Origin of the sequence: Paenibacillus hebaui (assembly GCF_051934385.1) — a bacterium.
Classification (GTDB): Bacteria; Bacillota; Bacilli; order Paenibacillales; family Paenibacillaceae; genus Paenibacillus.
Genome location: NZ_CP196836.1, coordinates 4917725 through 4943512, shown reverse-complemented (window position 1 = coordinate 4943512; position 25788 = coordinate 4917725). Strand labels below are relative to the sequence as shown.

Sequence of the window (25788 nt, the reverse complement as noted above, 5' to 3'; positions counted from 1 at the left end):
TCAATTCCCTTATAACGAATCGCTAGAATGAAGCAAATTCTATCAACAAGAATTTTATATGACTAGAGCGGCTAGAATTGGAATATTAGGCCTCAGAATGGGCATGATGCTTTAACAGAAAGGCAATCACATGAATATACTTATCTGGAGAAAACAATAGGAGGGATTAACATGATGGATCAACATTATCCGGGCGTGTCGTTGAAAGGGTTGGCTGATAGTCACAGCTGTATTGGAAGTGAAGATATCAACAATATGAAAGCGTATTCATATATTACTGGCATTCGTCCTAACATTCGTGTTACTCACGTACCAACTGCGAATGTGGATAATGTTGTTAATTTCTCAAATCTAATAGGAGGCACATCGGGATTCATGTCTGCGCCATCTGTAGACAGTAGTACCCTGTTCCTTAAGGGGGTTGTGTAACGATGTCTATGACAGATAGAATTGCTCAGGCGGCGCTTACGGCTGCTACCCAGGCGAACAAATCCATTGCCCCTTACGATTATTGTGATGCAGAATCCAGGGTACAGTACATTCCTCAATTTGATAAAAAGATGGGAGATCCAATGTACACGGCTGCAATGGCTGGACTGCAATCGATGTATTGGTTTAGGGCGATCAAGGTCAAGGGACTTATTCCAGAGCCGAAGGCCGACTATTATGCTACTTATTCCACAAACCATAATCGTGCGGGTGGAATCGGATTAGCCTATTCGAATAGTCCCACAGGACCATGGACCAAACATGGACGCGTTTATCTCGATACCGTAGTTGGAAATTCGACGGAAACCCCATTTGTGATCTGGAACGATATCGAAAAGCTGTTTTTCATGTATTACCAACAAAAAGGACTGGGAATTAACCAATCGACAGCATTGGCAACATCCAAAGATATGATCAACTGGACGCGAGTCGGCTTGATCATCGATAAACCCCCTGGTTTTCCAGGGGACGGGCATACGGGGTACTTTTCATGTTATAGATATGGTGGGAAATGGATCGGGTTCTCACTTATGGGCGGCGGTGATTTTGGACGCAAATGTATTTGGTATTCTCATGATGGGCGCTTTTGGTTGGCTGATCCAAGGCCGTTAATGGGCGGCAATGATGCAACTCTATCCGCCGGAGAGAACTTTTCGAGATCCAATGCTGGAGTATTTGTGTACAAGGGTAATGTGTGGTGGCTTGGCATGTTATCGGCATATCATTCAGGGGGTGTTGCCACAGTTGCCCGGCCTGCAATCGCCAAGATTAGCACGGATTTCCGGCAACTCATAGAACGACCTTCAGATATATATTTTCCGGCATTAGCCTGGGAAACGACCAACATGCAGTCCATGATGGTATCGGTTATGGACGGTGTGGTATACGTGTACTACAACACCGACAGCAATGTTGGCGTTGCTTACTCAGTGGAGGTGTAGGTATGGTTATACGTGATGCAGCGGGTAACATTGTTCCATTCGGAAAAGTTCATAAACAGCTCGTGGCAGATTTCCTTCACGGTACTTTACCGGATTGGGTTGAGGTTGTTGGTACACCTACGTTTGAACCATTGCCCGACAGAGGCATCATCACTGTGACGACTCCAGTAACAGCAGGCGCATCAGCTGAGTTGAAAATGAAGCACCTGATTAACAGTTCGAAAGTAACAGCTATTGCAGTCACTTTCGAATCGTTGCAGATGAATGGAAACATTGGGATTTCGGTTCAGGTCGGCATTAAATCGCCGGATAGCAAGGCCGGAATCACGTTTTTTCAAAACGTCAATCAGAAGTATGGAATGGTTCGTGCCTACAAAGCAGACGGGACATACACGGACTTTAAACAGAACATGGTCTTCTTTACGACACAAGGCATGGCTGGAGATGAGGCGCAGAACAAGAAGAACCTGACTGTGCTATTATGTACAGGGTTGCAGTTCTCGGAAGGATTTGAGAGGCCATCCGTGTGGATTGGTGCTGATGATCAGTATGGTGGGGTTGCTGCTGACCTCAGCGGTGGGTTGTTCCAGCATGGAAACCTACAATGTCTGGCGAAGCTGACAACAAGCCCTGCAGAGGCCAAATATTTCAAGTGTGCGAAGATGAAAGTGGATATTTGGAGCAACTGAATGGAGCAGGTAGAGGAGGTATCTGATGAAAAAATGATACATTATTCAATAGAACCACCAGAGAGCTTTGACCAATTATTAACGCTATATGAATCTTTGGGATGGAACTCGCTGAATTTAACTCAACATGAACTGGAACGTATGTGCAGACAAAGTTGGTATGCAATGTATGCTTATGATCAGCAGCGCTTAGTCGGCATGGGACGTGTAATATCAGATGGAGTGATAACAGGTATAATATGTGGGGTATGCGTTCTGCCCGGCTATCAATCCCAAGGAATGGGTACAGAATTAATGAAACGAATCGTTGAGCATTGCGAGAAAAATAAGGTGATTCCACAATTGATGTGCACGGAAGGCTTGGAAACCTACTACGCGAAACTGGGATTTGAGAAGTTTACAATTGGAATGATGAAGAGAATAAATCGATAATCTGCATGGATCGGTAAAAGAAAAGGTATTTTAGGAGTCGCCATTGGAGCGGCTTCTTTTTATTTCAGCATTTTTCAAATAATGATTTACAAACACAATTAAATTGTGTACAATCAAATTGTTAGCGAAACAAAACGAGTGTAATTCTTACAACATAAAACTTAATCATACAGAGGAGTCGAATGAAATGAAAACATTATACGAAACTACAGTAATCAATACGGGTGGACGTCAAGGGATTGTGCAATCGCCAGATAACGTGTTTATGATGGATGTCGCTGCCCCCCCTGAGCTTGGAGGTAAAGTGACGACAGCTACGAATCCGGAGCAGTTGTTTGCAGCGGGATACAGTGCTTGCTTTAACTCTGCGCTGGAGTTTCAATTGAAGAAACACAAAGTCGAAATTGAAAGAAGCACCGTATCTGCAACAGTAATGTTGGTGACGGACTCTGAGGATAACGGGGTGAAGCTTCAAGTAGATTTGGAAGTTAAAATTCTCGGTCTGGATGAAGAGACAGCACAGAAGTTTGTCAAACTTGCCCATGACTACTGCCCATATTCCAAAGCTATCAGAGGCAACGTCAATGTCACCGTGGAACTGGCGTAATCACTGAACCTATTCGTCGCGTGCGTTGTGGATCAAAAGCCTCCGAGAAATCGGAGGGCTTTTTGTGTTTTTTTGTGTGTGAAAAATAATCAATTTTAATATCAATTATGGGGTATAATGGAATAAGTGCTGAACAAAGCTGCTGGAAAGGGGAATGTAGGATGATGGATTTTAGCAAGCCACCTCATGGCTCCGAGTCACATACACATAAACAGCGTCATGAAGAAAATGAACAACAGCTTATATCCGGAGGGAAAAGTATATGGTGGGAAATCAGCAATTGGCTGATTCTCGGAGGCATTCTCGTTGTGTTATTCGTATTGTTCAAATACGTTTTCTAGATGGATTAGTTAGTCAGTAGACTGAGATAAAAATATTGCACTCATATTCAAATGCAAAATGTATCTATATATGTTCAGCTAAACATTTACACGATAACGGAGAGGACAGAAATAACCTGAAGAAGCGAAGCTACAAGCTTTCTGAAAAAAAGCTGCATCGGAAGCATACGCTTATCCCCGGATCTCCCATTAAAAAAGGAATCAAAAAAATCTGGGGGTAACACCTGATCGGAAGGTTGTTCTGTCATCGGAGTGCCAGTGTAAGTAATCATTATTCGAATGAACAAATTAGGAAAAGAGCCGAGTTGGATGGCTCTTTTCTTTTTTTGACACACAACCGGGCGAATCCCCATATGATGCATTACATTAGCAAGTACTTGGGGAAATGGGGAATCCGGGATGGCAAAAGCAAAGGGTAAAAAGGCTCCCGCGTTAAAGAGTGACAAACTCCGTGTATCCATGAAGTTAGTTACTTCGGATGTATGTGAGCGCTGCAAGACACCCTGTACACGAGGAATGGATTATGCCGCACGGATGCGAATAGATGGAGCTGTGGGCAAGGGCGTCCCATGTATACTGACGCGTCATACATCTTCGTAGATGCAGATAGATGAACGTTCAGACTAACCTAGAATAAGTTCGTATAATTACGTATTTTCAACAACAATACTACTGAGGCATCCTTCAATAAGGAGCCCTTTTTTTTGATCATTCCAAGGGATGGGAAATTTTCTGGATAAAAAATGAAAAATGATGAAAAACAGCGCAACTTTGTGGATGAACCTACAGTATAAATGTACAACAGCTTGCAGCAGGGGAGGGAATATTGACAGAATGAAATGGAAAAGAATATTGCTGTGTGTCACGGTATTCTCTTTGCTCGGCGGGTCTTTATTGTTTGCAGATTCGGTGAACGAGAAGATTCGGGTTCTTATAAATGGCAAGGAAGCAGCTGACGGTGGTTATCTGATTAACGGAACGACCTATGTACCTGTAAGGGAAGCGGGCGGGATTGCCAGATGGGATAGCAGCACCAAAAGAGTAACGGTGATCAAACCGAATGTACATATATTTCTATTCAAGGGAGATACCGTATTTGGCAACGTGAATGTGGGTAAACTGAAATTTAATGTGTTCTCTCAAGTGGACAGTTTAACAACGGATGTAGCTGCCGTGAAGGTGACGATTACCAACCCAAGTGGTGAGGTTAAGGATATTCAGTCTCAGGAGCTAAAGACACAGAAGGATAATTTTTGGTTCCGCACGTATGATTTTACGTATGAGTTCAGTCGGGCTGGCAAATACCAAGTCGGTTTCTATATTAAAGAAAATGCAAACAGCAACTATGTACTTGCAGCCGAGAAAATCATTACCGCACTGAACGATTGAAGTATAGATAACCTATACACTTAAATTGACCTGGCTCTATGAACATGTTACGATATGCGGGGTTACACAATTTCTATTTATAAAGCGAGGTATTTCAATGAGCGATCACACACATGAACACGGCGATGCCTGCGGATGCGGTCAAGACCACGACCACGATCACGAGCATGAAGAAGTTCTTCTGACACTGACAGACGAGAACGGAAATGACGTGGAGATGGTTTTGGTGGAGACGTTTGACGTGGAGAAGCATGTTTATGCGCTTTTACTGGAACGTAATAATCCTGAAGCTGACGGTATCATTCTGCGTATGGAAGAAGAAGACGAAGAAATGGTGCTCTACAATATTGAAGACGAAGAAGAGTGGACCCGTGTTGAAGCGGCGTACAACGAACTCGTTGCAAGCCAAGAATAGTCAACCTTTTGGAATAAAGCAAGAAGGCTCCTTGAACTCAAGGGGCCTTCTGTTTGTCTTCAGACGTTGTATTTCGTGTTTTTCCAGCTCTGACAAACGTTTTGTAATAGTGAAATAGGTAGGAAAATGCAAATCGATTCAGCTATGAATCATCCAACAATAGGCCAAACTACATTCAAAAAATAAAAAGAGCCAAGGTATCCCTTGGCTCTTTGATATCATCCATATATAAGATAGGGATGGTTTAGAAAATAGCATCTGCTTCCACGATCACCTTAACATTGGTTACGCTGCGGTCTTCGGGTCCCTTGACAGGCAGTCCAACTTCGACATGATCAATGATATAGTCAATGTTCTCCTGGGTGATCACTTCACCTGGCAGAAGAATTGGAATTCCGGGTGGGTAAACGTAGATGAATTCCGAGATAATGCGGCCTGCGGATTCCTTGAATGGAATCACTTCCGTATCTCCGTAGAATGCATCACGCGGTGTCAGCATTAATTGCGGGATATCTGGAACTTTAACCACCAGTTCATGGGCTGGGTTTACCTGATAATAGGTACGGGACAGATCTTGCAAAGCGTTCAGCAAGATATCCACGGATTCATCTGTATCACCCGGCGTAATGAGGCAAAGAATATTGTACATATCACTGAGCTCTACCTCAATGTTGTAATGTTCACGCAACCAGTTCTCCGTCTCATAGCCTGTGATGCCCAAATGACGAACGTGAATCGTTACTTTGGTAGGATCATAATTAAAGGTGGCTTCTGTACCCAGTAACTCTTTGCCGAAGCAATACAATCCATCGATATCATTAATGGTACGTCTGGCATACTCGGCTAGTTCGATTGCTTTTTGCGCGATCTCATGACCATGCAGAGCTAGATTACGTCTCGACGTGTCAAGTGAAGCGAGCAAAATGTAAGAGGTTGACGTTGATGTGAGCATACTCAGGATCGTCTGTACACGCTGTGGATTCGCGAATCCATTCTTGGTGTTCAGGTTAAGAACAGAACTCTGGGTCATCGAACCGCCGAGCTTGTGTACACTCGTTGCAGCCATATCGGCTCCAGCAGCCATGGCAGATAGTGGCAGATCCTCATGGAAGTGAATGAGTACGCCATGTGCTTCGTCGACAAGAACAGGAACTTGATAGCTATGTGCCAGCTCAACGATCTCTTTCAGATCTGTAACCACGCCGTAATAGGTTGGGTTAATCACGAGCAATGCCTTGGCATCAGGGTGACGCTCAAGTGCGCGACGAATAGACTGCGTAGTCACTCCATGATCAATACCCAGATTGACATCCTGTGAAGGAGAGACAAATACAGGTTTGGCGCCTGAGAAAATAATGGCGGACAAAACCGATTTATGCACATTACGGGGCACAATAATTTTGTCACCCGGTCCGCAAACCGATAAAATCATGGCCATGATGGCACTGCTTGTGCCTTGCACACTAAAATAGGTATAATCGGCTCCGAAGGCATCGGCGGCCAACATCTGCGCTTCCTCAATGACACCGGTTGGCTGATGTAGGTCATCCAGCGGAGCGATGTTAATCAAATCTATGGAGAAGGCATTATCGCCAATAAATTCACGGAATTCGGTATCCGCTCCCAATCCTTTTTTATGTCCCGGGATATGAAATTGCACCGGATTGAGTGCCGCATGATTTTTTAAAGCGGTAAACAGCGGCGTACGGCGGTGATCCATCAGTGCTGTCACAACCTTTCCTATTCAAATTGGTAAACAAAGATGAGTATAGCAAATGTAGAACCGAATGCAAGCAGTTCGTTTGAGAATTTTTCAAATTGCATCGATTTGGGCACATCGCCGAGGGTTACAGTAAGGATAGGAGATGGGCCAGCGAACATCGAAAGGGGAAAAAGAATGCAAACTGACACAAAACCAGTCAAAATCCTGCGATCACCTTTTTTTATCGCCATGTGGCTGACACTTTTTCTAGTTGAAATTATCAAAGGGGCCCTGCTGGTAGCCGTTCTGCCCGTGTATATGGACAATATTTTGGGTCTGTCTGCGGGTGTCATTGGTGTGGCTTTTGCCCTTCAGTATCTGGGGGATAATCTGTTCCGGGTTCCTTCCGGCTGGGCAGCAGAACGGATCGGGTTTCGCGCAACCATGGTGACAGCCCTGATCTGTACATTAATCGCGGTCATCATGATTATATTTCTCAAAAGTGCATTTGGACTTGCCATGGCTTGTCTGATCCTAGGAATTGGCACCTCACCGCTGTGGCCTTGCGCGATGACGGGTGTGACGGCAATGTCGGGTCCGCAGAACAAGAACGGTACAGCCATGGGCGCGCTGGAGATGGCCGCCCTGGGAGGGACCGGACTTGGACCTGTAGGCATGAACTGGCTGCTGGAGCGTACGCATCATAATTACCAGACCATATTCCTTGTGTTGATGGGGTGCGCCATTCTGGTTATTCTGGTAGCAATGATTCTTCCTGGACGTGTTGTTGTAGAAGGAGAGCATACCAATGCAGAGAACAAGCGAGCAGATCTGAAATATCCAGCCAAACCCAATGTGCTTACACCGTTCATCCGACTCAAAAAGAGTGTCCAGGGCACACTGCAGCGGGTACGCAGCACACTTAATGTGAATCCGCTTGTATATCCTGCCTTATTCATGCAGTCCTTCGTCATCGGTTTGCTCAGCCCGGTGATTACGCTGTACACACGCACAGACCTGCACATTTCGCCCAACCTGTACAGTCTGTTGCTGATCGCGGGCGGCGGCATTACGGTTATTGCCTTGCTGCCTGTAGGTAAAATGGTGGACCGGTTTGGAACGTCTGTATTTCTGAACATCGGTTTTTTGATGGCGGCGGCGAGCCTGTTCGCTTTTTCCGCCATTACTTCCATTCCTGTTGTTTTCGGAGTCGTCATGTTGGTAGGAATCAGCTATGCGATGATTCTCCCGGCTTGGAATGCTTTTGTAGCTACATTGATTCCCGCTGGGGAGCGGGGGGCGATCTGGGGCTTCTTTCTCACCCTTCAAGGATCAGGCATGGTTGTAGGACCTATTGTTTCCGGTTTATTGTGGGATCATGTTAGCCATCCGGCTCCATTCATCGCAAGTGCCATCGTGATGGCGGGGCTTGCCGTTGTGCACTATGTGTTATCCCGGAATCCGTATCGTACAGCTCCTGCCAAATGAGAGGTGTTATACAGCTTGGCTGACCCAATAAGAAAGGGAGTTCCAACAACCATGCAGGTTGTCGGAGCTCCCTTTTTGTGTAGCATGTTGCAGATGGTCATGAATTTAAGTTAAAGACATCTTGTAAAGTGGCAATAATGTTTTGAACGTCGAACGAACCGTTTCCACGAACTTGTCCCCATCGGCAGTAAGCGGATCATCCCGGTCAATGCGCAGTCCGCACATCACCTCGGCTTTTTTTACCGTTTTCAGCTTGGTCATGATTTTATTATAATCCTCATCCTGCATTTCCTTTTGAAGTATGCCGTGTGGTGCCATGTGATCCATAGACCAATAGTACTCCCCAGGCAGGTTGCTCCGCACTTCGTCCAGCTGGCGTTCAAGTCCTTCAGCAAAGGTTATCTTGTTCGGACTTTCATAGATGATGGCGAAGATGACAAATACATGTGTATCGAACATGCCCACTTCAAAGTGAGGCAGAGCTTTATAACCCCGTTTGGAAGATGCCCAGGCCACCCACGTATCCTTTGGAGGATTGACCGTACGCCGCGCGTGTCTGGCTACATGCACAAACATCTCTTCCCCGCACAAATTGGTCAGGTAAGGCGCAAGTTCAGTACCAAGCTCTTCCAGCTTCGGCCGAACCCGTTCAATCAGCATTTCCATACGTGGTTCCAGCCCGGGAACCTGAAATACATCAAAATCGTTGCGGTTAAAACCCGAGAAAGTCATCTGTATTCCTCCATTTCGCGTCCATTATATCATGTAAACCGGGGGCTTGCCCCTGTGCATCTGCGGAAAGCTCTAATCCCCCGATACATTCGGTGAAAAATAGTCAAATAACCAAGTACCCTTACATAAAATGAAGTATAAAATAGGGTAAGCCGATTTAGAAAAAGCGATTGAAGAAAAGGGCCGGAGCAGATCTGGTACAGATGGAGGGAGTGCCGTGAATAAGAGTTATGAAGTTGAATATTGCAATCTGGAGCTGCGGTTCAACCGTCGGCATATCCAAAATTTGATCAAAGACCTTATTCGTGAGGGGTATTCACTATATTGGAGCGAGGACGAATCCTTCTTTATCCTGTCAGTCCGCACCGGGCGCAAGCTGGTAAAGCTCCGCTTTCAACAGACACGTAGTGGGAACTACAAGATGACAGGGGATTATATCATTAAGGACGCGAAGCTTGCGGAATGGCTGGAGAAGCTCATCGGTGATACACGCGGGCATGCGGTTGTGAAGCGGTTCAAGGATCAGCAGATGACGGTGGAGAATATTTTGTTTGGGGAAGTCATTCGTCTCGTGGAAGTATCCGGGTTTAAGCAACGCGTTATTTTTCAAAAAGAACCTGCGCCGACGGCGGAAGAGATGGAAGAAATGTTCCTCTCGCGCGAAGGCGAAGAGCGACTCCTGTTGTTGCGCATGGAAGTGGACGATGAACTGGAGCGTCTGTATGCCGCCATGCAGACGGAAAACGTCGAAAAAGCAAATGACTGCCTTAAAGTTTTGAAACAGTTGTCTGGGCACATGTTAATGCTCGAAGGCTGAAATCCAAGGCCGTATTTATGAAAATACGATGAACACCTCAGGCGATTGGGGTGTTTTCTCGTTGCGTAATCGTGGTCCGGGGTTCACTTCTATGCGTAAAACCGTTAAAATGAGAGTATTGTTGAGAGTCAATTTCAATAAAATTAATTGGAGCAAAGGGTGGAGGACCAGATGACAAAACAACAAATTGGCGTAATTGGACTGGCCGTCATGGGCAAGAATTTGGCCCTTAACATTGAAAGTAGAGGTTTCACGGTATCGGTATTTAACCGTTCCCCGGAGAAAACCCACGATCTTCTGAAAGAAGCCGAAGGTAAAAACCTGACAGGCACATTTTCCATTGAAGAGTTCGTTACATCCCTGGAATCCCCGCGCAAAATTTTAATTATGGTACAAGCCGGTAAAGCAACCGACTCAACCATTGAGCAATTGCTTCCTCATCTGGATGAGGGCGACATCATCATTGACGGAGGGAACGCATACTTCCCTGACACTCAACGTCGCAGCAAAGAGCTGGAAGACAAAGGCATTCGCTTCATTGGTACAGGCGTATCCGGTGGTGAAGAAGGTGCATTGAAAGGCCCTTCCATTATGCCGGGCGGACAAGAAAGTGCCTACAAGCTCGTTGAACCGATTCTGACGGCGATCTCGGCCAAAGTCGGTGACGACCCTTGCTGTACATATATCGGACCAGATGGTGCCGGACACTATGTGAAAATGGTGCATAACGGTATTGAATACGGAGATATGCAATTGATTGGTGAAGCTTACCACCTGCTCAAATCCGTATTAAACGTCTCCGTTGAAGAGCTTCATGAGATCTTTACGGAATGGAACCAAGGGGAGCTGGATAGCTACCTGATCGAAATTACGGCGGATATCTTCTCCAAATATGATCCGGAAACCGGCAAACCAATGGTTGACGTGATTTTGGATGCTGCTGGACAAAAAGGAACAGGCAAATGGACAAGCCAAAGTGCGCTCGATCTCGGCGTACCACTGTCCATGATTACGGAATCCGTATTCTCCCGTTTCCTGTCTGCGATGAAGGACGAGCGTGTGGCGGCCAGCAAAATCCTGAATGGACCGGCTACCGAGGCATTCTCTGGTGATAAAAAAGCATTTATTGAGAATGTGCGTAAAGCCCTGTTCGCAAGTAAAATCGTATCCTACGCTCAAGGATTTGCACAAATGCGTGCGGCATCCGACGAATACGGCTGGGATCTGAAATACGGCAACATTGCCATGATCTTCCGCGGCGGCTGCATCATCCGTTCACAGTTCCTGCAAAACATCAAAGAAGCGTACGACAAAGATGCAGAACTCAAAAACCTGCTTCTTGATCCATACTTCCAAAACATTGTTGAATCCTACCAGGGCGCATGGCGTGAAGTTGTTGCAGCGGCAGTAACCCAAGGGGTTCCAGTTCCTGGTTTCTCCAGCGCACTGTCCTATTATGACAGCTACCGCACAGAGCGTTTGCCAGCCAACCTGCTGCAAGCGCAACGTGACTACTTCGGTGCTCACACATTCAAACGTTTGGACAAAGAAGGCAGCTTCCACCACAACTGGATGGAGTAGTACTACAACGAAATCATGTTTCAATATAAGGCTATAGCGTTCCTGAGGAGGCTTTAGTCTGAAGGTGGCTTGGAGTTCCGGCATTGCCGGATGACTCCAGGCCATTTTTTTAGCAATATAGAAAAGGATAAGGTGAACAGCATCCTCCACAAGTCGGTAAGGCGATGGCCTTCCCCAGTCCGCAGGGCTGTGTTATGATAGGACAAAAGTGCTCACGAATTGCTTGAATTAAAGGAGTGTACACCTTGAGCAAGCCTAACAATATTATTCTCATCGGCATGATGGGAACCGGCAAATCAACCGTCGCTGACATGCTTGCACGCGAGCTTGGTTATCGACTGATTGATGTGGACGCCGCGGTGGAGAAAGAAGAAGGCTGTACGATTCCTGAACTGTTCACTGGCAAAGGAGAGACATATTTCCGTGATGCGGAGAGCCGTATGTTGTGCTCGGTGCTGGAGAAGAAGTCGCAGGTGATTGCGACCGGAGGCGGTGTGGTTCTGCGTTCGGACAACTGTGATGTGATGTCGAAGAATGGCTGGGTGGTTGCTCTGACTGCGGATCCGGCAGTGATTGTACAGCGCGTTAGCGGCTGTGATAATCGTCCTTTATTGGCCGGCAATGCGGAGGAACGCATTCAGGCCATTATGGAGGAACGGAAGGACGCATACCGCTTTGCGCATTACACGGTGGATACAACCGAGTTATCCGCGGCTGAAGTGACTCGTTTAATTTTAGCGCATTACCGCGTCTAAGCTGGTGGTCATCGAAGCTTGTTGGTTGATAAATGGTGGCAGATGTAAAAAAACGGGCCAATTGGCCCGTTTAACTGACAGTAGAGACTAGGGTGTACTGTTGTTGGTTATCGTGAACTGCTGGTAGCAGCTCTCCTAACGTTATCACCCTGCCCCTGATCCCATTTTAGTCTTCCTGCTGCCATTGCAGCATGCCGCCAACCATGTTGGTGCAGCCATCATATCCAAGCTGCTGCAGATATTCACAGGCACGTTCACTGCGGTAACCGCTGCGGCAGATGATAACAATTTCACCTGACTTCTCGATTTCGGACAATCTGTCTGGAATTTGTCCAAGCGGGATGTGTTTGGCTCCTTCGATCATGCCTTGCGCGACTTCATCGTCCTCGCGGACGTCTATCATCTGTAGCTTTTCTCCTGCCTGCAAACGGCGGCGTAGCTCAGACGTTTCAATTTCAGCAATTTGTGTCATATTCAGGTCCTCTTTTCTGTATGGACTTAACGCCTATAATGATACCCAAGCGATGCATGGAATGTCAATTTGGCTACAATACAATCAATGAAGGAGAATTTCATCCATGGACGTTATCGTTAAACCGACCCCATCCCTGAACGGGGAAATTGGAGCTTTGTCTTCCAAAAACTACACCACACGCTACCTGCTTGCTGCTGCGCTGGCAGAAGGCACAAGTACGATCCATTATCCGGCTCACAGTGAAGACAGTGATGCGATGCGTAGATGTATTCGTGATCTTGGAGCTGTTCTTGAAGAAGATGATCATAAAATCGTGATTCAAGGCTTCGGCAGTCATCCCCGTGATGTGCGTGAATTGAATGTCGGCAATGCGGGTGCAGTCCTTCGCTTCCTTATGGGGGTTACGGCGCTGTGTCCTGAAGTGACATTTGTGAATACGTACCCGGATTCTCTGGGAAAACGTCCACATGATGATCTCATCGACGCGCTCGGTCAACTCGGTGTTGAAGTACAGCATGAGCAAGGGCGCTTGCCCATTACGATAAAGGGTGGTAACGCGAAGGGGGGACATATTCGTGTGTCCGGGTCAGTTAGCTCCCAATATTTGAGCGCATTACTCTTTGTAACACCTCTACTTGCAGAAGATAGCACGATTGAAGTGCTGAATGACCTGAAATCCAAGGTAGTCATTGGTCAGACGCTGGAAGTACTGGAACAGGCGGGCATCGTTATTCATGCGAGTGATGATTACATGTCCTTCCGTGTACCCGGTGGTCAGGCCTATAAACCACAAACGTATACGGTTCAAGGTGACTATCCTGGTTCGGCTGCGGTCCTTGCTGCTGCTGCTGTTACACAATCGGATGTTAAAATTCTGCGACTGATGGAGCAGAGCAAACAGGGTGAGCGTGCGATTGTTGATGTTCTGCGCATGATGGAAGTACCGTTGACACATAAGAACGATGTGGTGCATGTTCAAGGAAACGGTACATTGAAAGCGATCGAATTCGACGGAGATGCTGCAACGGACGCGGTTCTGGCGATGGTCGCGGCGGCTGTATTTGCGGAAGGCACCTCACGGTTCTATAATGTAGAGAACCTGCGTTACAAGGAATGTGACCGAATTACGGACTACCTGAACGAGCTGCGGAAGGCGGGAGCCAACGTAGAGGAACGTCAGGCCGAGATTATCGTGCACGGACGTCCGGAAGGTGTCGAAGGCGGTGTGGAGATCAACGCTCACTATGATCATCGTGTAATTATGGCACTGACCGTTGTGGGTCTGCGTTCCAAGGAGCCGCTTCGTATTCGTGATGCACACCATGTAGCCAAGTCTTATCCGCAATATTTCGATCATTTACAGGCGCTTGGTGCCTCGGTTCAATGGGTAAAAGAGTAAAATAACACGTTTAAGAGGTTGTTCAAAAAGTCCGCTTTGATTACGAAGGATGCCTGGAGGCATCATCAGCATCGAATATGGAACTCAGCCGAAATGTCCGTTGCTCACGTAGTTTTCCCTACGCTCCGCTACTCCATTTCTAGCTTCATCCCATCTTCTCGGTACTGAAAACCGGTCTTTTTGAACACGCACTTTAAGCAGAAAAGGATGGTGCTTGAACATGGAATTTAACAACCCTACTCGTGAAGAAATTGGACAACTTTTGCGCAAGGCAGGCAACATCGCAGTCGTCGGCTTATCGGACAAATCGGATCGTACTTCCTACATGGTAGCGGAAGCGATGCAGAGTAGAGGATATCGCATCATACCGGTGAATCCACAAGTACAAGGGGAGATTCTCGGTGAAACGGTATATGCTACGCTTGCGGATATCCCAGAGCCGGTAGACATCGTCAACGTGTTCCGTCGCGAAGAGTTCTGCGCGGATGTGGCTCGTGAAGCTGCAGCCATCAAAGCCAATGTATTGTGGCTCCAGCTTGGCATCCACAGCGATGAAGCCGTTCAGATTGCGGCTGAGAACGGCATGACAGCGGTAACGAATCGTTGTATCAAGGTAGAAGATTCCATCGTTCTGCGCGGTGCTGGACGCGGTTAAGACTCAAGAGGAAAGAATCCCGTTCATTTAGAGTTGGCGGGATTCTTTTTCTTCTTTTATTGGCATAGGATACAAGCGTGGATTTAGGGTGAGCCAAACGCACTTTTGAAAATTAGGCCGCATGCCTATGTGGTCTTTTTGTCATGCTTAGCAGAGTCTAGAAAAAATTTCCAACAGCTTACTGTTTTGCTTTGACAAAACGTTTCGTAAGGCTTACCATCTAGGATAGAAAGGAGAGGTCGCCATGAATTGGCTCGGATCCTTGCAGCAGCTCGGACGAGCGGTGATGCTGCCTACAATGGTCCTGCCCGCCGCCGCAATTTTGCTGAGTGTTGGCAGTTTGCCCTGGGACGCCTGGGGATTGAAAGTTGTTGGTGAAGTGTCTACCGTGGCCGGACACGGTATTTTTTATTTTTTACCGTATTTGTTCGCTGTCGGTGTAGCACTGGGACTCTCCAACCAGGCCGGACAAGCGGGACTCGCTGCTCTGGCTGGTATTGTGATATATGATCAGGTGACTCGAAATTTCGGGGATGGCACCGTTCAACCCGCTTCATTAATCGGAATTATTCTCGGTGCATTTGCCGGGGTGATGCATAATCGGTTCAAAAGTATTAAACTGCCCGAAATTTTACAATTTTTTGGTGGTTCTAGGTTTGTTTTACTCATTGTTGGACTCTGCTCGGCACTGTTCTCTTGCTTTATGTTATGGATCGCGCCCATACTGCAGCATGGATTGAATGCCATCGCCACTTGGGAATACAGTCTCGGTGGTTTTGGACTGTTCATATATGGGGTACTATACAGAGTGCTGGTAGCCTTTGGGCTTCATCATCTGCTTAACAATGTCTTCTGGTTTCAACTGGGAACGTTTGAAACGCCGGATGGGAACATTGTGCAAGGGGACCTGCCACGATTTTTTGCAGGTGATCCGACAGCGGGATTTTTCATGGCTGGGTTATTTCCCATCATGATGTTTGCTATCCCGGCGATAGCCTTTGCGATTATTCAGGAGGCACGGGAAGACCTGAAGCCGAAAATCAAAAAAACGTTTCTCACTTCAGCATTGGTTTGTTTCCTGACAGGTGTATCGGAACAGATTGAGTTTGCCTTCTTGTTCGCGGCACCTTATCTATTCATCGTACATGCCGTCATGTCGGGACTCGCGATGTGGATCAGCTACTGGCTCGATATACGCCACGGTTTTTCCTATTCGGCAGGCATTATTGATTACATACTCAATTTTCACCTATCCGAGAATGCTTGGAAGCTCATTCCTATTGGCATACTATACGGGCTGGTCTATTATTTCCTGTTCCGCTGGGCAATCCGTACCTTTAAGATTCCAACACCAGGACGAGAAGAAGGTTCGATGCTGGAAGACTGGGTGGGTAACATCCCTTATCAAGCTCCATTAATTTTGGAAGCATTGGGTGGCAAGGGGAATATTGTACAGGTTGAAGCATGTATAACGCGCCTTCGCCTGACGGTGCACGATGACCGTCTAATCGATACGGGTGCGATGAAGAGTATGGGGTCTGCGGGGCTGATCAAGCTCGGAGGTGGCAATGTACAGGTTGTATTTGGTACCTATTCGGAATTGATCCGTGAAGAGATTGCCAAGCTGCTCGAAAGAGATCTGCAGCAAGTTCTCTTCTGTGCTCCGGTACAGGGCAAAATGCTGCCGATTGAAGAGGTGCCGGATCAGATTTTTGCAGCCAAGCTTGTTGGAGATGGCGTAGCCTTTGTTCCTGAACGCGGAGAGCTGGTCTCACCTGTATATGGGACGATCATGCATATGTATCCGACAATGCACGCCTTGGGTATATCCACACGGGAAGGGCTTGAGGTGTTGCTCCATATTGGTATTGATACATCTCAGTTGAAAGGCCATTTTGAAGCTTTTGTTCAGGAGGGCGATACGGTGGAGCCAGGGCAGTTGTTGATCAAATTTGATCTGGCGGTACTCCGCGAACAAGCGGCGTCACTGACGACACCAATGGTGATTACGAATCCGGATCGTGTAAAATCATGGAGTTTTGCTCCATTTAAGCAAGTGAAGAAAGGTCAGGCATCCGTTATGTCCGTGGTGCTCTATGACAGGAACGTTGGAGGGGTAGAATGAAGAAGATACAAGGCATCAACGGCGCTGCAGGCATAGCCATCGGCAAAGCATTTGTCCTGCCCAGTTGGGAATGGGATCTGCCGGATCAGAAGATGGATTCGGTGGATCTCGCCCAAGAGTTCGAACGGCTGTACGAGGGTATACGGACATCGAAGGATGAGATCGAGTTTATCAAGAATGAGTTCAAGGAAGTGGTCGGACCAGAAGAGTCCAGCATCTTCGATGCTCATCTGGCAATTCTGGAAGACCCCGTGTTTATGAACGAAATTCGCGGTATTATTGAGCGGCAGTACAAGGCGGCAGAAGTAGCCGTCAAAGAGGCTATAGATCATTTTGTCACGATGTTTGACCTGCTTGAAGACGAATATATGAAGGAACGGGCCATTGATATCAAGGATGTGGGTAACCGTTTGTTAAAACATCTGTTGGGAGCACCGGAAATTACGCTTCCTTCAGATACTCAGCCCTATATCCTTGTTGCCAAGGAGTTGTCTCCCTCTCAACTGGCGCATCTGAATCCAAGCCATGTGCTGGGTATTGTGACCCTGATCGGTGGTAGAACATCACATTCGGCAATTATGGCTCGTGCCCTTGGTATTCCTCTCGTTTCCGGTCTGGAAGCGAGTCTTGGCATGCCGGTAGAGACAGGAGATATGCTTGTAGTGGATGGTGACAACGGTCTGGTATTCACGGAACCGGACCGCAAGACGGTTGAACGGTATACGATGCTTCGCAGCAAGCAACTGAAGAAAAAGGAACAGCTGCAGGTGCTTGCTACCGTGGATGCCGTAACCAAAGATGGTACCATTCTGCAACTCGCTTCCAATATCAGTTCTGTAAAGGAATTGGAGATGGCCCTGAAACACGGGGCGAAGGGCGTTGGATTGTTCCGTACAGAGTTCTTGTACATGGACCGTTCTACGTTCCCTGGGGAGCAGGAGCAGTACGAAGTATACCGTCTCGTCGCTGAGAAAGCCGCTGGTCAGTCTGTGGTCATTCGTACATTGGACATCGGTGGCGACAAGCAGCTTGATTATTTTGAACTGCCTGAAGAGGATAATCCGTTTCTGGGATATCGCGCCATCCGAATCAGTCTGGACCGCAAAGATCTGTTCAAAACCCAGCTCACAGCTATTCTTCGTGCCAGTGCTGCCGGCAATGTCAAAATTATGTACCCCATGATCTCCTCGGTAGAAGAACTTTGCCAGGCGAACGAGATCCTGCGTGAAGCGATGTCTGACTTGGACGAGCGTGAACTGCCGTATGATCGACACATCAAAGTGGGCATCATGATTGAAGTTCCTGCAGCGGTGATGATTGCTGACCTGCTTGCCGAAGAAGCGGATTTCTTCAGTATTGGTACGAATGATCTTGTACAATATGTACTGGCTGTAGACCGAATGAATGAGCAGATTGCCCATATGTATCACCCGTATCATCCGGCAGTTTTGCGTATGCTGCGTGCGACAGTGGATGCGGCTCATACGGCTGGCATTGATGTCAGCGTGTGTGGTGAGATGGCAGGGGACGAGCGTTCAATTCCACTTTGGCTGGAACTGGGCATCCGCAATCTGAGCATGTCACCACAATCCCTGTTGCGTGTGAAGCACAGAGTACTGAACACGACCGCTTCCACGGCCAAGGAGACCGCTCGTGAGTGCTTTACCCTCCGGACAAGTGGGGACATTGAGGAGCGTTTGCAGGTCTTCAATGATTCGATGGGAAGCCCTGATGATCAGAGTGGTTCGAATGCTTCATGAGCGGGTTTGTTGCTCATAAATACCTTTAAATGAAAATATTTACATTTTAGAGATCTTGTCATAAAGAAGCACTTTAATAGCAAACCCCCGCGCCAATATGGTGTGGGGGTTTGCTATTTTTTTCGGCAAGCGCTAACGAACCTGCCGCATCCTATCAGGGTAATAATCAAGAAATGCAAATTTTAATGAACTTCAGTAACGTTATTCCGTCAAGAAAATGGCTTCAGAACCTAAAAATCGACCAAATGGATGAAATAACGTCTCAGTGATTCGTTAAAATTCAGATCTGTGCAAATGGGAGCAAGTAGCATGTGCCGGGTTCATTAGAACAAATTAACGCTAACCAGGAGTATCTCCTGTCATTCTAATGACTTAGGAGACAGCCCCTTTGGATTATTTTTTAGCCAGCGCATCGCAAAATGCCTTGCCATATGGCGGAAGGTCCGGGGGACGGCGAGCCGAAATGATATGTCCATCGACAACAACCGCTTCGTCTTTCCAGATGGCACCGGCATTTTCCATGTCATCCCGGATGCCAGGAGTAGAAGTAACCGTAACACCTTCAAGAATTTTGGCGGAGATCAACACCCAGCCTGCGTGACAGATCTGTCCAATCGGTTTCTGATCAGCATTCATTTCCTTGACCAGCTCAAGTACTTTAGGATAGCGGCGCAGCTTGTCCGGCGCCCAGCCCCCGGGTACGAGAATACCATCATATTGTGAGCTATCAAGTTCATCGAAGCTGTATTCCGCTTCAGCGGGAACACCATATTTACCAATATAGGTTTTTCCTTTTTTCTCCCCGGCGAGATGTACCTCGGCACCTTCTTCACGGACACGATGTACCGGGTACCATAGTTCCAAATCCTCGAATTCTTCATCGACTAGAGCGATGACTTTTTTACCTGCTAATCTCATAACCATCTCTCCTTTTGCGGTGATTAGGCTTGTCGCGTCTCCATTGTAACAGAATCTCTGTCCGACTTCATTGTCATGCATGTTCCTCAAATTGGGAAGCGATTACAAGTCAATGAACGCCTACATTCGACAGCCTCCATCTGGAGACAGTGGTAATTTGTGCAACCTATGGTTTATAGCAGGATTTGAGCAGAAATAGGTCGAATGGTATCTATATACGAGAATAGAACGAATGAGGTGATGGCTGTGCGCAAGACGTGCAGATGCGGACATGTAATGGAATTGGAATTAAGAACAGTTGTGTATGCCAAAAAGGTGGAGATTCGCAATGTACCTGTATTCGCCTGTCGCGATTGCGTTTCGTATGAAGTGCTCCAGCCGGTCAAGCCGGATTTGAAGGAATGCATTAGTACACTCGGTGAACAACCGGTGAAACAGGATGTTTCTTTTGGAGAACGGAATGAGCTGGCGGATCTCCTTCATGAACAGCTGTTGGCTTGGCCTGACGCGACGGACCATGAGATGGAACATCGAATGCAGCAAGCGGTGGAGGAACGCATTAACCTGCTGTTGGATATTATGGGCTACGCACAGGAGTCCGGCGACGCCGAATGGATTGAGACAACGCAGCGCAGGCTTGCTCAATTGTCCGGTTTTGTATGGCGGGCGCATTTCTCAAATGCTGTCTAATTTTGACGTGTAAAATGCTTGTTTTCATGAAAATTAGCTTTTTCGCGCGCTTTTTGTTAAGATATCTTAGAGTGAAAACGCTCAACATAGTGGTATTCTTGGTAAAGGGGGATGTATATCATATGGCTGACATGACTAAAATGACAAGTATTGAACAGCTAAACTCCGCAGTGGAGGATACCGAGGATCAACCCTTGCTTCTGTTTAAGCACAGTACACGTTGCCCAATCAGCGCGAACGCTTATCAGGAGATGAACGATTATTTGCATAACAATCCCAATGAACAAGTGAAATATGGCATCATTTATGTCGTGGAAGACCGCCCGGTATCTAATGAACTAGCGGATAAGCTAGGTGTTAAGCACGAATCTCCACAGGCAATTCTCGTTAAAAAGGGAAAACCTGTATGGCATACTTCCCATTCGGATATTACTTCTACCACAATCACGAAAGTACTGAGTGAGTCCTAAAGCCTATTTTAATTGATTAATGCAGAAATTTGTCGTAATATAAATCTTAATGAAAATGGTATGAAAATTTACTGGTAATGGAGAGAAGTACTGTGACGGTAACCATTTATGATGTGGCACGTGAGGCCGGAGTATCTATGGCAACGGTATCACGGGTAGTTAATAATAACCCTAATGTTAAGCCACAGACGCGTAAAAAAGTATATGAAGCCATCGAACGGTTGGGATATCGTCCAAACGCGGTAGCCAGAGGTCTGGCGAGCAAGAAGACAACAACAGTTGGCGTCGTTATTCCGGATATTTCGAACTCAACCTTCGCAGAGATTGCCCGCGGAATTGAAGATATTGCGAACATGTATCATTACAACATTATTCTGTGTAACGCGGATAAGAAGAAAGAAAAAGAAATTCGTGTAATTAACACATTACTCGAAAAACAAGTAGACGGGCTGCTCTTCATGGGTGGAACGGTTACGGATGAGCATATTCAGGCGTTCCAGTCTGCAGCTGTGCCGATCGTACTTTGTGCAACGAGTGACGAGAAGGGGACGTTCCCTTCTGTTGATATCGACCATGAGGCTGCTGCTTTTGATGCGGTTAATACCTTGATTCGTCACGGACACAAGGAAATTGCGATGATCAGTGGTACATTGCAAGATCCTGCAAATGGTTATGCACGTTTCCAAGGTTACAAGAAGGCTCTGGAAGCAGCGGGTATTGAATACCAGGAGGATCTCGTTCGAATCGGTAACTATCGTTATGAATCCGGTGTGGAAGCGATGAAATATTTCCTTGGACTCAAGAAAAAACCATCGGCCATCTTTGCTGCAACAGATGAAATGGCCATCGGTGCCATTCACAGCATTCAGGATGATGGTCTGAAAGTACCGGATGATTTCTCCATTATTAGTGTGGATAACATTCGTATGGCTTCCATGGTTCGTCCTCAGTTGACAACTGTAGCTCAGCCGATGTATGACCTGGGTGCAGTAGCCATGCGTTTGCTGACCAAGCTGATGAAAAAAGAAAATGTGGAGAACCCACGGGTTATTTTGCCGCATGAAACGATTCTTCGTCTGTCTGTAAGCCACGCAGATGTAGATTAATCAGGATTCAACAAAAAGGGGAGAAGGCATTCTCTCTACATAGTGGATATGTGGAAGCTCCGGAGACGGAGCTTTTGTGCTGAATGAGACTCTGAAATGGATGCTTATGAATACCGTCTGGATAGGTAGGTATGGGTCCAGGTTCAACATGTAAAAAGGATACAGGGGGATCAGAATATGCGTGAAACCATCGGCATTATTGGGGCAATGGATGAGGAAGTGGAGCTCCTTCTTGCGGGCATGAAGCAACTGGAGACTGTAAAACAAACGGGAATAACCTATGTTGCAGGCGAATGGCTGGGTAAGCAGATTGTCGTCTGCAAATCCGGTGTGGGTAAAGTAAATGCAGCCGTTACGACACAGATTTTGATTGATCGTTTTCAGGTTAACCGTATCATTTTCACAGGTGTGGCGGGCGCAGTTCATCCGGACTTGAATATTGGGGATATGGTGATCTCATCGGTGTGTATACAACATGATATGGACGTGACACCACTTGGATTTGAGCGTGGGGTTATTCCTTACCAGGAGACGTCTGCCTTTCCTGCAGAAGCTTCCCTTATTGCACTGGCTGAAGAAGCCTGCAAAGCTCAGGGAGCGAAGTATCTGATCGGTAAGGTATTGTCGGGGGATCAGTTCATCGCAAGCAAGGATACGGTCAACATGCTATATACGGAAATGGATGGAGCATGTGCCGAGATGGAGGGCGCTGCGGTAGCGCAAGTGAGCTTCATGAATCGTGTTCCGTTTGTTGTACTGCGCGGAATGTCGGATAAAGCGGATGGATCAGCACATGTGAACTTTGCTGAATTTACCGTAGAGTCTTCCCAACGTTCTCACCGCATTGTGGAGCATATGTTGGAACATATGTAATACTTCAAACCATGTACTTGTCGACATAAAGTGAAAAAGGGAACAAAAAAACGCTTCTTCGCGGCAGTTTATGAATGAAACTGTTAGCGAAGAAGTGGTTTTTCTATGTATACGTATTTAGGAGATGAAGTACAACGCTTCATGATTAATACATGAAGCGATAGCGGAATCGTACACGGTCGAACTGTTCTTCCGATTCCAAAGGCACCTGGCTGCCAATCCGTACCATGAGACAGTTTGCTGGATGCGAACAGATCTCGGGATCATCCGTTGCGTACCAGGTCATGTCTACGGCTTGCATTAATTTTTCCATCATCTTGCGGTAATCCCATACGGAAAGGGCACTGCCCTTCAAATCCCAATGCCAATAATATTCCGTTGTAAATACGATATATTTCTCCATCTGTCCATCCTCGAATGCAGTAAGTAGCATTTCTCGACCAATTCCGAGCGAGCGATATTGGTCGGCAACTTCAATGGCACCCAGCTCAATCAGATCGGTCATATTGCCTTCGGACCAGCGCTCGCATTCGTCTGCATAGTGAAAGGTCACATAACCGATAATGGTCTCATTTTCCCGTGCAATGATAATTCGGCCTTCGGGTAATGTAGCGATTTCGGCCAATGCCTCCTGCTGCTCGGAAGGGCGCCGAAAGGCATCCAAATCCGGGTGAAAGCCAAGCTCCGTAATCTCCTCAGCCTGTACAGGTCCCTCAATCATGATTCGGTGGCCGGACTTGAAGATGGAACGCATATGATATTCCTTGATATGCTCCATGGTTCATGCTCCTCTCTCCCCCTACTTATAGCAAAAATCCAAAAAAATGAAAACCCGTAGACGATGATTGAAAAGATTTGCTATAATTACGTAGACAAAAAATGTTCACAATTCATAGTAGATTAACATCAGCGGTTTGGCCAGGCAAGTACATGAAGAGAAGTTCTCTCTATTAATGTAAGCGCTAACTGGAAGTTCAGTCAACACAAAGGCAATGAAAAGTGACCCATAATGGGAATCGAAATGTCGAGTTGAAGGAGGCTGGCAAGCATGAGTCAAGCACATGGTGAGATGCTGCAAACGGTTGTGTCTGAATCTAATCTGGGCGATTACACGGAGGCCCGAAGCCAGTTCGATTGGGAATCGGTTGAAAGGCACTTTACGTGGCACGCCAGCGGAAAAGTCAACATGGCGCATGAGGCGATAGATCGTCATGTACTGGAAGGAAGAGGCGGAAGAACAGCATTATTATACAGCGATGCTTCGCGTGAAGAGGCATATACGTTTGCTGACTTGAGCGAGCAATCGAATCGCTTCGGTAATGTCCTACGCAAATATGGTGTAGCTAAGGGAGATCGGGTGTTTATTTTTATGCCTCGAAGTCCTGAACTCTACTTCAGTCTGCTCGGTATATTGAAGGCCGGCGCCATTGCAGGTCCGCTGTTTGAAGCATTTATGGAGACGGCGGTTAAGGATCGTCTGGAGGATAGCGGGGCTGTGGCACTGGTGACAACCCCTCAATTGCTGGGACGAATCAAGCGTTCCGAATTGCCGGAACTCAAGCATATCTTTGTTGTCGGTGGTGGTGCACAGACGGAAGAGGGTCTAATCGATTTTGACGCAGAGATGTCCGCAGCTTCGGACGATATGGAAGTGGAATGGCTGAATCGGGATGATGGTCTGCTTATTCACTATACATCAGGCTCTACAGGTAAACCCAAGGGTGTATATCATGTGCACAATGCAATGATTCAGCATTATTATACAGGCAAGGTCGTGCTCGATTTACGCGAGGATGACGTATACTGGTGTACAGCCGATCCGGGCTGGGTCACAGGTACATCCTACGGAATTTTTGCGCCGTGGTTGAATGGAGTGACCAACGTTATACGTGGGGGGCGTTTTAGTCCACAAGACTGGTACAGCACCATTGAGAAAAATAAAGTCAGTGTATGGTACAGTGCACCGACGGCCTTCCGTATGCTGATGGGGGCGGGGGAAGAGACCATTGCTCAGCATGATCTGAGCACTCTTCGTCACGTTATGTCCGTAGGTGAGCCGCTTAATCCGGAAGTTGTCCGTTGGGGCTGGAAAGCCTATGGTCAGCGGATTCATGACACCTGGTGGATGACGGAAACGGGGGGACAGCTCATCTGTAACTATCCGGGCATGCCGATCAAACCAGGTTCCATGGGGCGGCCATTACCGGGTATTGAAGCAGCAATAATTGATGATCGAGGACAGGAGCTGCCGCCATATAGTATGGGGAACCTGGCTATTCGTACACCCTGGCCATCCATGATGGCGAAGATCTGGAATAATCCGTCCAAATACGAGGAATACTTCCGATTCTCGGGCTGGTATGTATCCGGGGATTCCGCTTATATGGATGAAGATGGTTACTTTTGGTTCCAAGGACGAATTGATGATGTCATTAACTCTTCGGGGGAACGCATTGGACCCTTTGAGGTAGAGAGTAAGCTCGTGGAGCATCCTGCGGTAGCAGAGGCGGGCGTTATCGGCAAACCGGATGCAACTCGCGGGGAGATTATCAAGGCCTTTGTGGCGCTACGTGAAGGTTATGAGGCGACACCTGAGCTGAAAGAAGAGATCTATCGGTTTGTAAAAGAAGGCTTGTCTGCTCACGCCGCTCCGCGTGAGATTGAGTTCAAGGATAAACTGCCTAAAACTCGCTCCGGCAAGATTATGCGCCGTGTGCTGAAAGCTTGGGAGCTCGATCTGCCGACAGGTGATCTATCGACCATTGAAGACTAAGTAAACCAGCCGGCGGATACAACGTGTTGGTCTGGTCCGATATCTAAAACTAAAGCCTGATCCATGTTTCATTGTGGATCAGGCTTTTTGGTTATGCAACGACACGAAAAACCCCATCCTCATTATGAGAGGATGGGGGAAAGATGTGAGTTATCAGGCTTCTGTA

Annotated in this window: 26 protein-coding genes; 21 read left to right on the top strand and 5 right to left on the bottom strand. The window is 47.0% G+C overall.

What is annotated here, in order from left to right:
* Nucleotides 1–171 precede the first annotated feature (171 nt).
* The 8 genes from ACR32F_RS22425 (at nucleotide 172) to ACR32F_RS22390 (ending at nucleotide 5303) form a co-directional block, all read left to right on the top strand.
* A complete protein-coding gene (locus ACR32F_RS22425; protein ID WP_440110906.1) occupies nucleotides 172–429 on the top strand; it encodes a hypothetical protein in 258 nt (85 codons plus the stop codon).
* A 2-nt stretch (nucleotides 430–431) separates the two neighbouring features.
* Nucleotides 432–1430 (top strand): hypothetical protein, encoded by a 999-nt coding sequence (locus tag ACR32F_RS22420; RefSeq protein WP_440110904.1) that lies wholly within the window; start codon nucleotides 432–434, stop codon nucleotides 1428–1430.
* A 2-nt stretch (nucleotides 1431–1432) separates the two neighbouring features.
* Nucleotides 1433–2119, top strand: a complete 687-nt coding sequence (locus tag ACR32F_RS22415; protein WP_440110902.1) for a hypothetical protein — start codon at nucleotides 1433–1435, stop codon at nucleotides 2117–2119.
* The gene (locus tag ACR32F_RS22410; RefSeq protein ID WP_440110900.1) at nucleotides 2120–2551 is read left to right on the top strand and encodes a GNAT family N-acetyltransferase; all 432 of its coding nucleotides are present in this window, start codon (nucleotides 2120–2122) and stop codon (nucleotides 2549–2551) included. It begins immediately after the preceding gene.
* A gap of 187 nt (nucleotides 2552–2738) precedes the next feature.
* Complete coding sequence (locus tag ACR32F_RS22405) at nucleotides 2739–3158, top strand: organic hydroperoxide resistance protein (RefSeq protein ID WP_440110898.1); 420 nt, start codon at nucleotides 2739–2741, stop codon at nucleotides 3156–3158.
* Between the two features lie 161 nt (nucleotides 3159–3319).
* Nucleotides 3320–3499, top strand: coding sequence for a hypothetical protein (locus tag ACR32F_RS22400; RefSeq protein ID WP_440110896.1), 180 nt, complete (start codon nucleotides 3320–3322; stop codon nucleotides 3497–3499).
* An 834-nt stretch (nucleotides 3500–4333) separates the two neighbouring features.
* Nucleotides 4334–4888, top strand: a complete 555-nt coding sequence (locus tag ACR32F_RS22395; protein WP_440110894.1) for a copper amine oxidase — start codon at nucleotides 4334–4336, stop codon at nucleotides 4886–4888.
* A gap of 97 nt (nucleotides 4889–4985) precedes the next feature.
* Nucleotides 4986–5303, top strand: coding sequence for a DUF1292 domain-containing protein (locus tag ACR32F_RS22390; protein WP_063565566.1), 318 nt, complete (start codon nucleotides 4986–4988; stop codon nucleotides 5301–5303).
* A 244-nt stretch (nucleotides 5304–5547) separates the two neighbouring features.
* On the opposite strand, the gene ACR32F_RS22385 is transcribed toward ACR32F_RS22390, so the two are convergent.
* Nucleotides 5548–7023 carry an aminotransferase class I/II-fold pyridoxal phosphate-dependent enzyme gene (locus ACR32F_RS22385; RefSeq protein ID WP_440119983.1) on the bottom strand — a complete coding sequence of 492 codons (1476 nt, stop codon included), beginning with the start codon at nucleotides 7021–7023 and terminating at the stop codon, nucleotides 5548–5550.
* 177 nt (nucleotides 7024–7200) lie between these two features.
* On the opposite strand from ACR32F_RS22385, the gene ACR32F_RS22380 reads away from it, so the two are divergent.
* Nucleotides 7201–8493 (top strand): MFS transporter, encoded by a 1293-nt coding sequence (locus ACR32F_RS22380; RefSeq protein ID WP_440110891.1) that lies wholly within the window; start codon nucleotides 7201–7203, stop codon nucleotides 8491–8493.
* 105 nt (nucleotides 8494–8598) lie between these two features.
* Here ACR32F_RS22380 and ACR32F_RS22375 read toward each other — a convergent pair whose 3' ends face one another.
* On the bottom strand, nucleotides 8599–9225 hold the full coding sequence (locus ACR32F_RS22375; protein WP_440110889.1) for a YktB family protein: 627 nt from the start codon (nucleotides 9223–9225) through the stop codon (nucleotides 8599–8601).
* A gap of 217 nt (nucleotides 9226–9442) precedes the next feature.
* Between ACR32F_RS22375 and ACR32F_RS22370 the strand changes: the two genes are divergently transcribed.
* From ACR32F_RS22370 to ACR32F_RS22360, 3 genes are all read left to right on the top strand, one after another.
* On the top strand, nucleotides 9443–10042 hold the full coding sequence (locus ACR32F_RS22370) for a hypothetical protein (RefSeq protein WP_440110887.1): 600 nt from the start codon (nucleotides 9443–9445) through the stop codon (nucleotides 10040–10042).
* 171 nt (nucleotides 10043–10213) lie between these two features.
* Nucleotides 10214–11623 (top strand): NADP-dependent phosphogluconate dehydrogenase, encoded by a 1410-nt coding sequence (gene gndA / locus ACR32F_RS22365; protein WP_440110885.1) that lies wholly within the window; start codon nucleotides 10214–10216, stop codon nucleotides 11621–11623.
* Nucleotides 11624–11868: 245 nt separating this feature from the next.
* Nucleotides 11869–12378 carry a shikimate kinase gene (locus ACR32F_RS22360; protein WP_440110883.1) on the top strand — a complete coding sequence of 170 codons (510 nt, stop codon included), beginning with the start codon at nucleotides 11869–11871 and terminating at the stop codon, nucleotides 12376–12378.
* Nucleotides 12379–12544: 166 nt separating this feature from the next.
* On the opposite strand, the gene ACR32F_RS22355 is transcribed toward ACR32F_RS22360, so the two are convergent.
* Nucleotides 12545–12850, bottom strand: a complete 306-nt coding sequence (locus tag ACR32F_RS22355) for a rhodanese-like domain-containing protein (RefSeq protein WP_440110881.1) — start codon at nucleotides 12848–12850, stop codon at nucleotides 12545–12547.
* A 106-nt stretch (nucleotides 12851–12956) separates the two neighbouring features.
* On the opposite strand from ACR32F_RS22355, the gene aroA reads away from it, so the two are divergent.
* The 4 genes from aroA to ptsP all read left to right on the top strand — a co-directional run bounded on the left by aroA (nucleotide 12957) and on the right by ptsP (nucleotide 18792).
* Complete coding sequence (gene aroA, locus ACR32F_RS22350; RefSeq protein ID WP_440110879.1) at nucleotides 12957–14252, top strand: 3-phosphoshikimate 1-carboxyvinyltransferase; 1296 nt, start codon at nucleotides 12957–12959, stop codon at nucleotides 14250–14252.
* A gap of 220 nt (nucleotides 14253–14472) precedes the next feature.
* Nucleotides 14473–14907 (top strand): CoA-binding protein, encoded by a 435-nt coding sequence (locus tag ACR32F_RS22345; protein ID WP_440110877.1) that lies wholly within the window; start codon nucleotides 14473–14475, stop codon nucleotides 14905–14907.
* A 244-nt stretch (nucleotides 14908–15151) separates the two neighbouring features.
* On the top strand, nucleotides 15152–17032 hold the full coding sequence (locus tag ACR32F_RS22340) for a glucose PTS transporter subunit IIA (protein WP_440110875.1): 1881 nt from the start codon (nucleotides 15152–15154) through the stop codon (nucleotides 17030–17032).
* Nucleotides 17029–18792, top strand: a complete 1764-nt coding sequence (ptsP, locus tag ACR32F_RS22335) for a phosphoenolpyruvate--protein phosphotransferase (protein WP_440110873.1) — start codon at nucleotides 17029–17031, stop codon at nucleotides 18790–18792. The genes ACR32F_RS22340 and ptsP overlap by 4 nt, the downstream gene beginning before the upstream one ends.
* Before the next feature lie 393 nt (nucleotides 18793–19185).
* Here the strand turns inward: ptsP and ACR32F_RS22330 are convergent, their stop codons facing one another.
* A complete protein-coding gene (locus ACR32F_RS22330) occupies nucleotides 19186–19710 on the bottom strand; it encodes a type 1 glutamine amidotransferase domain-containing protein (protein ID WP_440110871.1) in 525 nt (174 codons plus the stop codon).
* A gap of 204 nt (nucleotides 19711–19914) precedes the next feature.
* On the opposite strand from ACR32F_RS22330, the gene ACR32F_RS22325 reads away from it, so the two are divergent.
* The 4 genes from ACR32F_RS22325 to ACR32F_RS22310 all read left to right on the top strand — a co-directional run bounded on the left by ACR32F_RS22325 (nucleotide 19915) and on the right by ACR32F_RS22310 (nucleotide 22849).
* Nucleotides 19915–20400 (top strand): hypothetical protein, encoded by a 486-nt coding sequence (locus ACR32F_RS22325; RefSeq protein WP_440110869.1) that lies wholly within the window; start codon nucleotides 19915–19917, stop codon nucleotides 20398–20400.
* A 122-nt stretch (nucleotides 20401–20522) separates the two neighbouring features.
* Nucleotides 20523–20870 carry a bacillithiol system redox-active protein YtxJ gene (gene ytxJ / locus ACR32F_RS22320; protein WP_440110867.1) on the top strand — a complete coding sequence of 116 codons (348 nt, stop codon included), beginning with the start codon at nucleotides 20523–20525 and terminating at the stop codon, nucleotides 20868–20870.
* Nucleotides 20871–20962: 92 nt separating this feature from the next.
* Nucleotides 20963–21976 (top strand): catabolite control protein A, encoded by a 1014-nt coding sequence (gene ccpA, locus ACR32F_RS22315; RefSeq protein WP_440110865.1) that lies wholly within the window; start codon nucleotides 20963–20965, stop codon nucleotides 21974–21976.
* 177 nt (nucleotides 21977–22153) lie between these two features.
* Entirely contained in the window at nucleotides 22154–22849 is a 696-nt protein-coding gene (locus ACR32F_RS22310) for a 5'-methylthioadenosine/adenosylhomocysteine nucleosidase (RefSeq protein WP_440110863.1), read from the top strand.
* Nucleotides 22850–22994: 145 nt separating this feature from the next.
* Here the strand turns inward: ACR32F_RS22310 and ACR32F_RS22305 are convergent, their stop codons facing one another.
* Entirely contained in the window at nucleotides 22995–23627 is a 633-nt protein-coding gene (locus ACR32F_RS22305; protein WP_440110861.1) for a GNAT family N-acetyltransferase, read from the bottom strand.
* 270 nt (nucleotides 23628–23897) lie between these two features.
* On the opposite strand from ACR32F_RS22305, the gene acsA reads away from it, so the two are divergent.
* A complete protein-coding gene (gene acsA, locus ACR32F_RS22300; RefSeq protein WP_440110859.1) occupies nucleotides 23898–25622 on the top strand; it encodes an acetate--CoA ligase in 1725 nt (574 codons plus the stop codon).
* The last annotated feature ends 166 nt before the right edge of the window (nucleotides 25623–25788 follow it).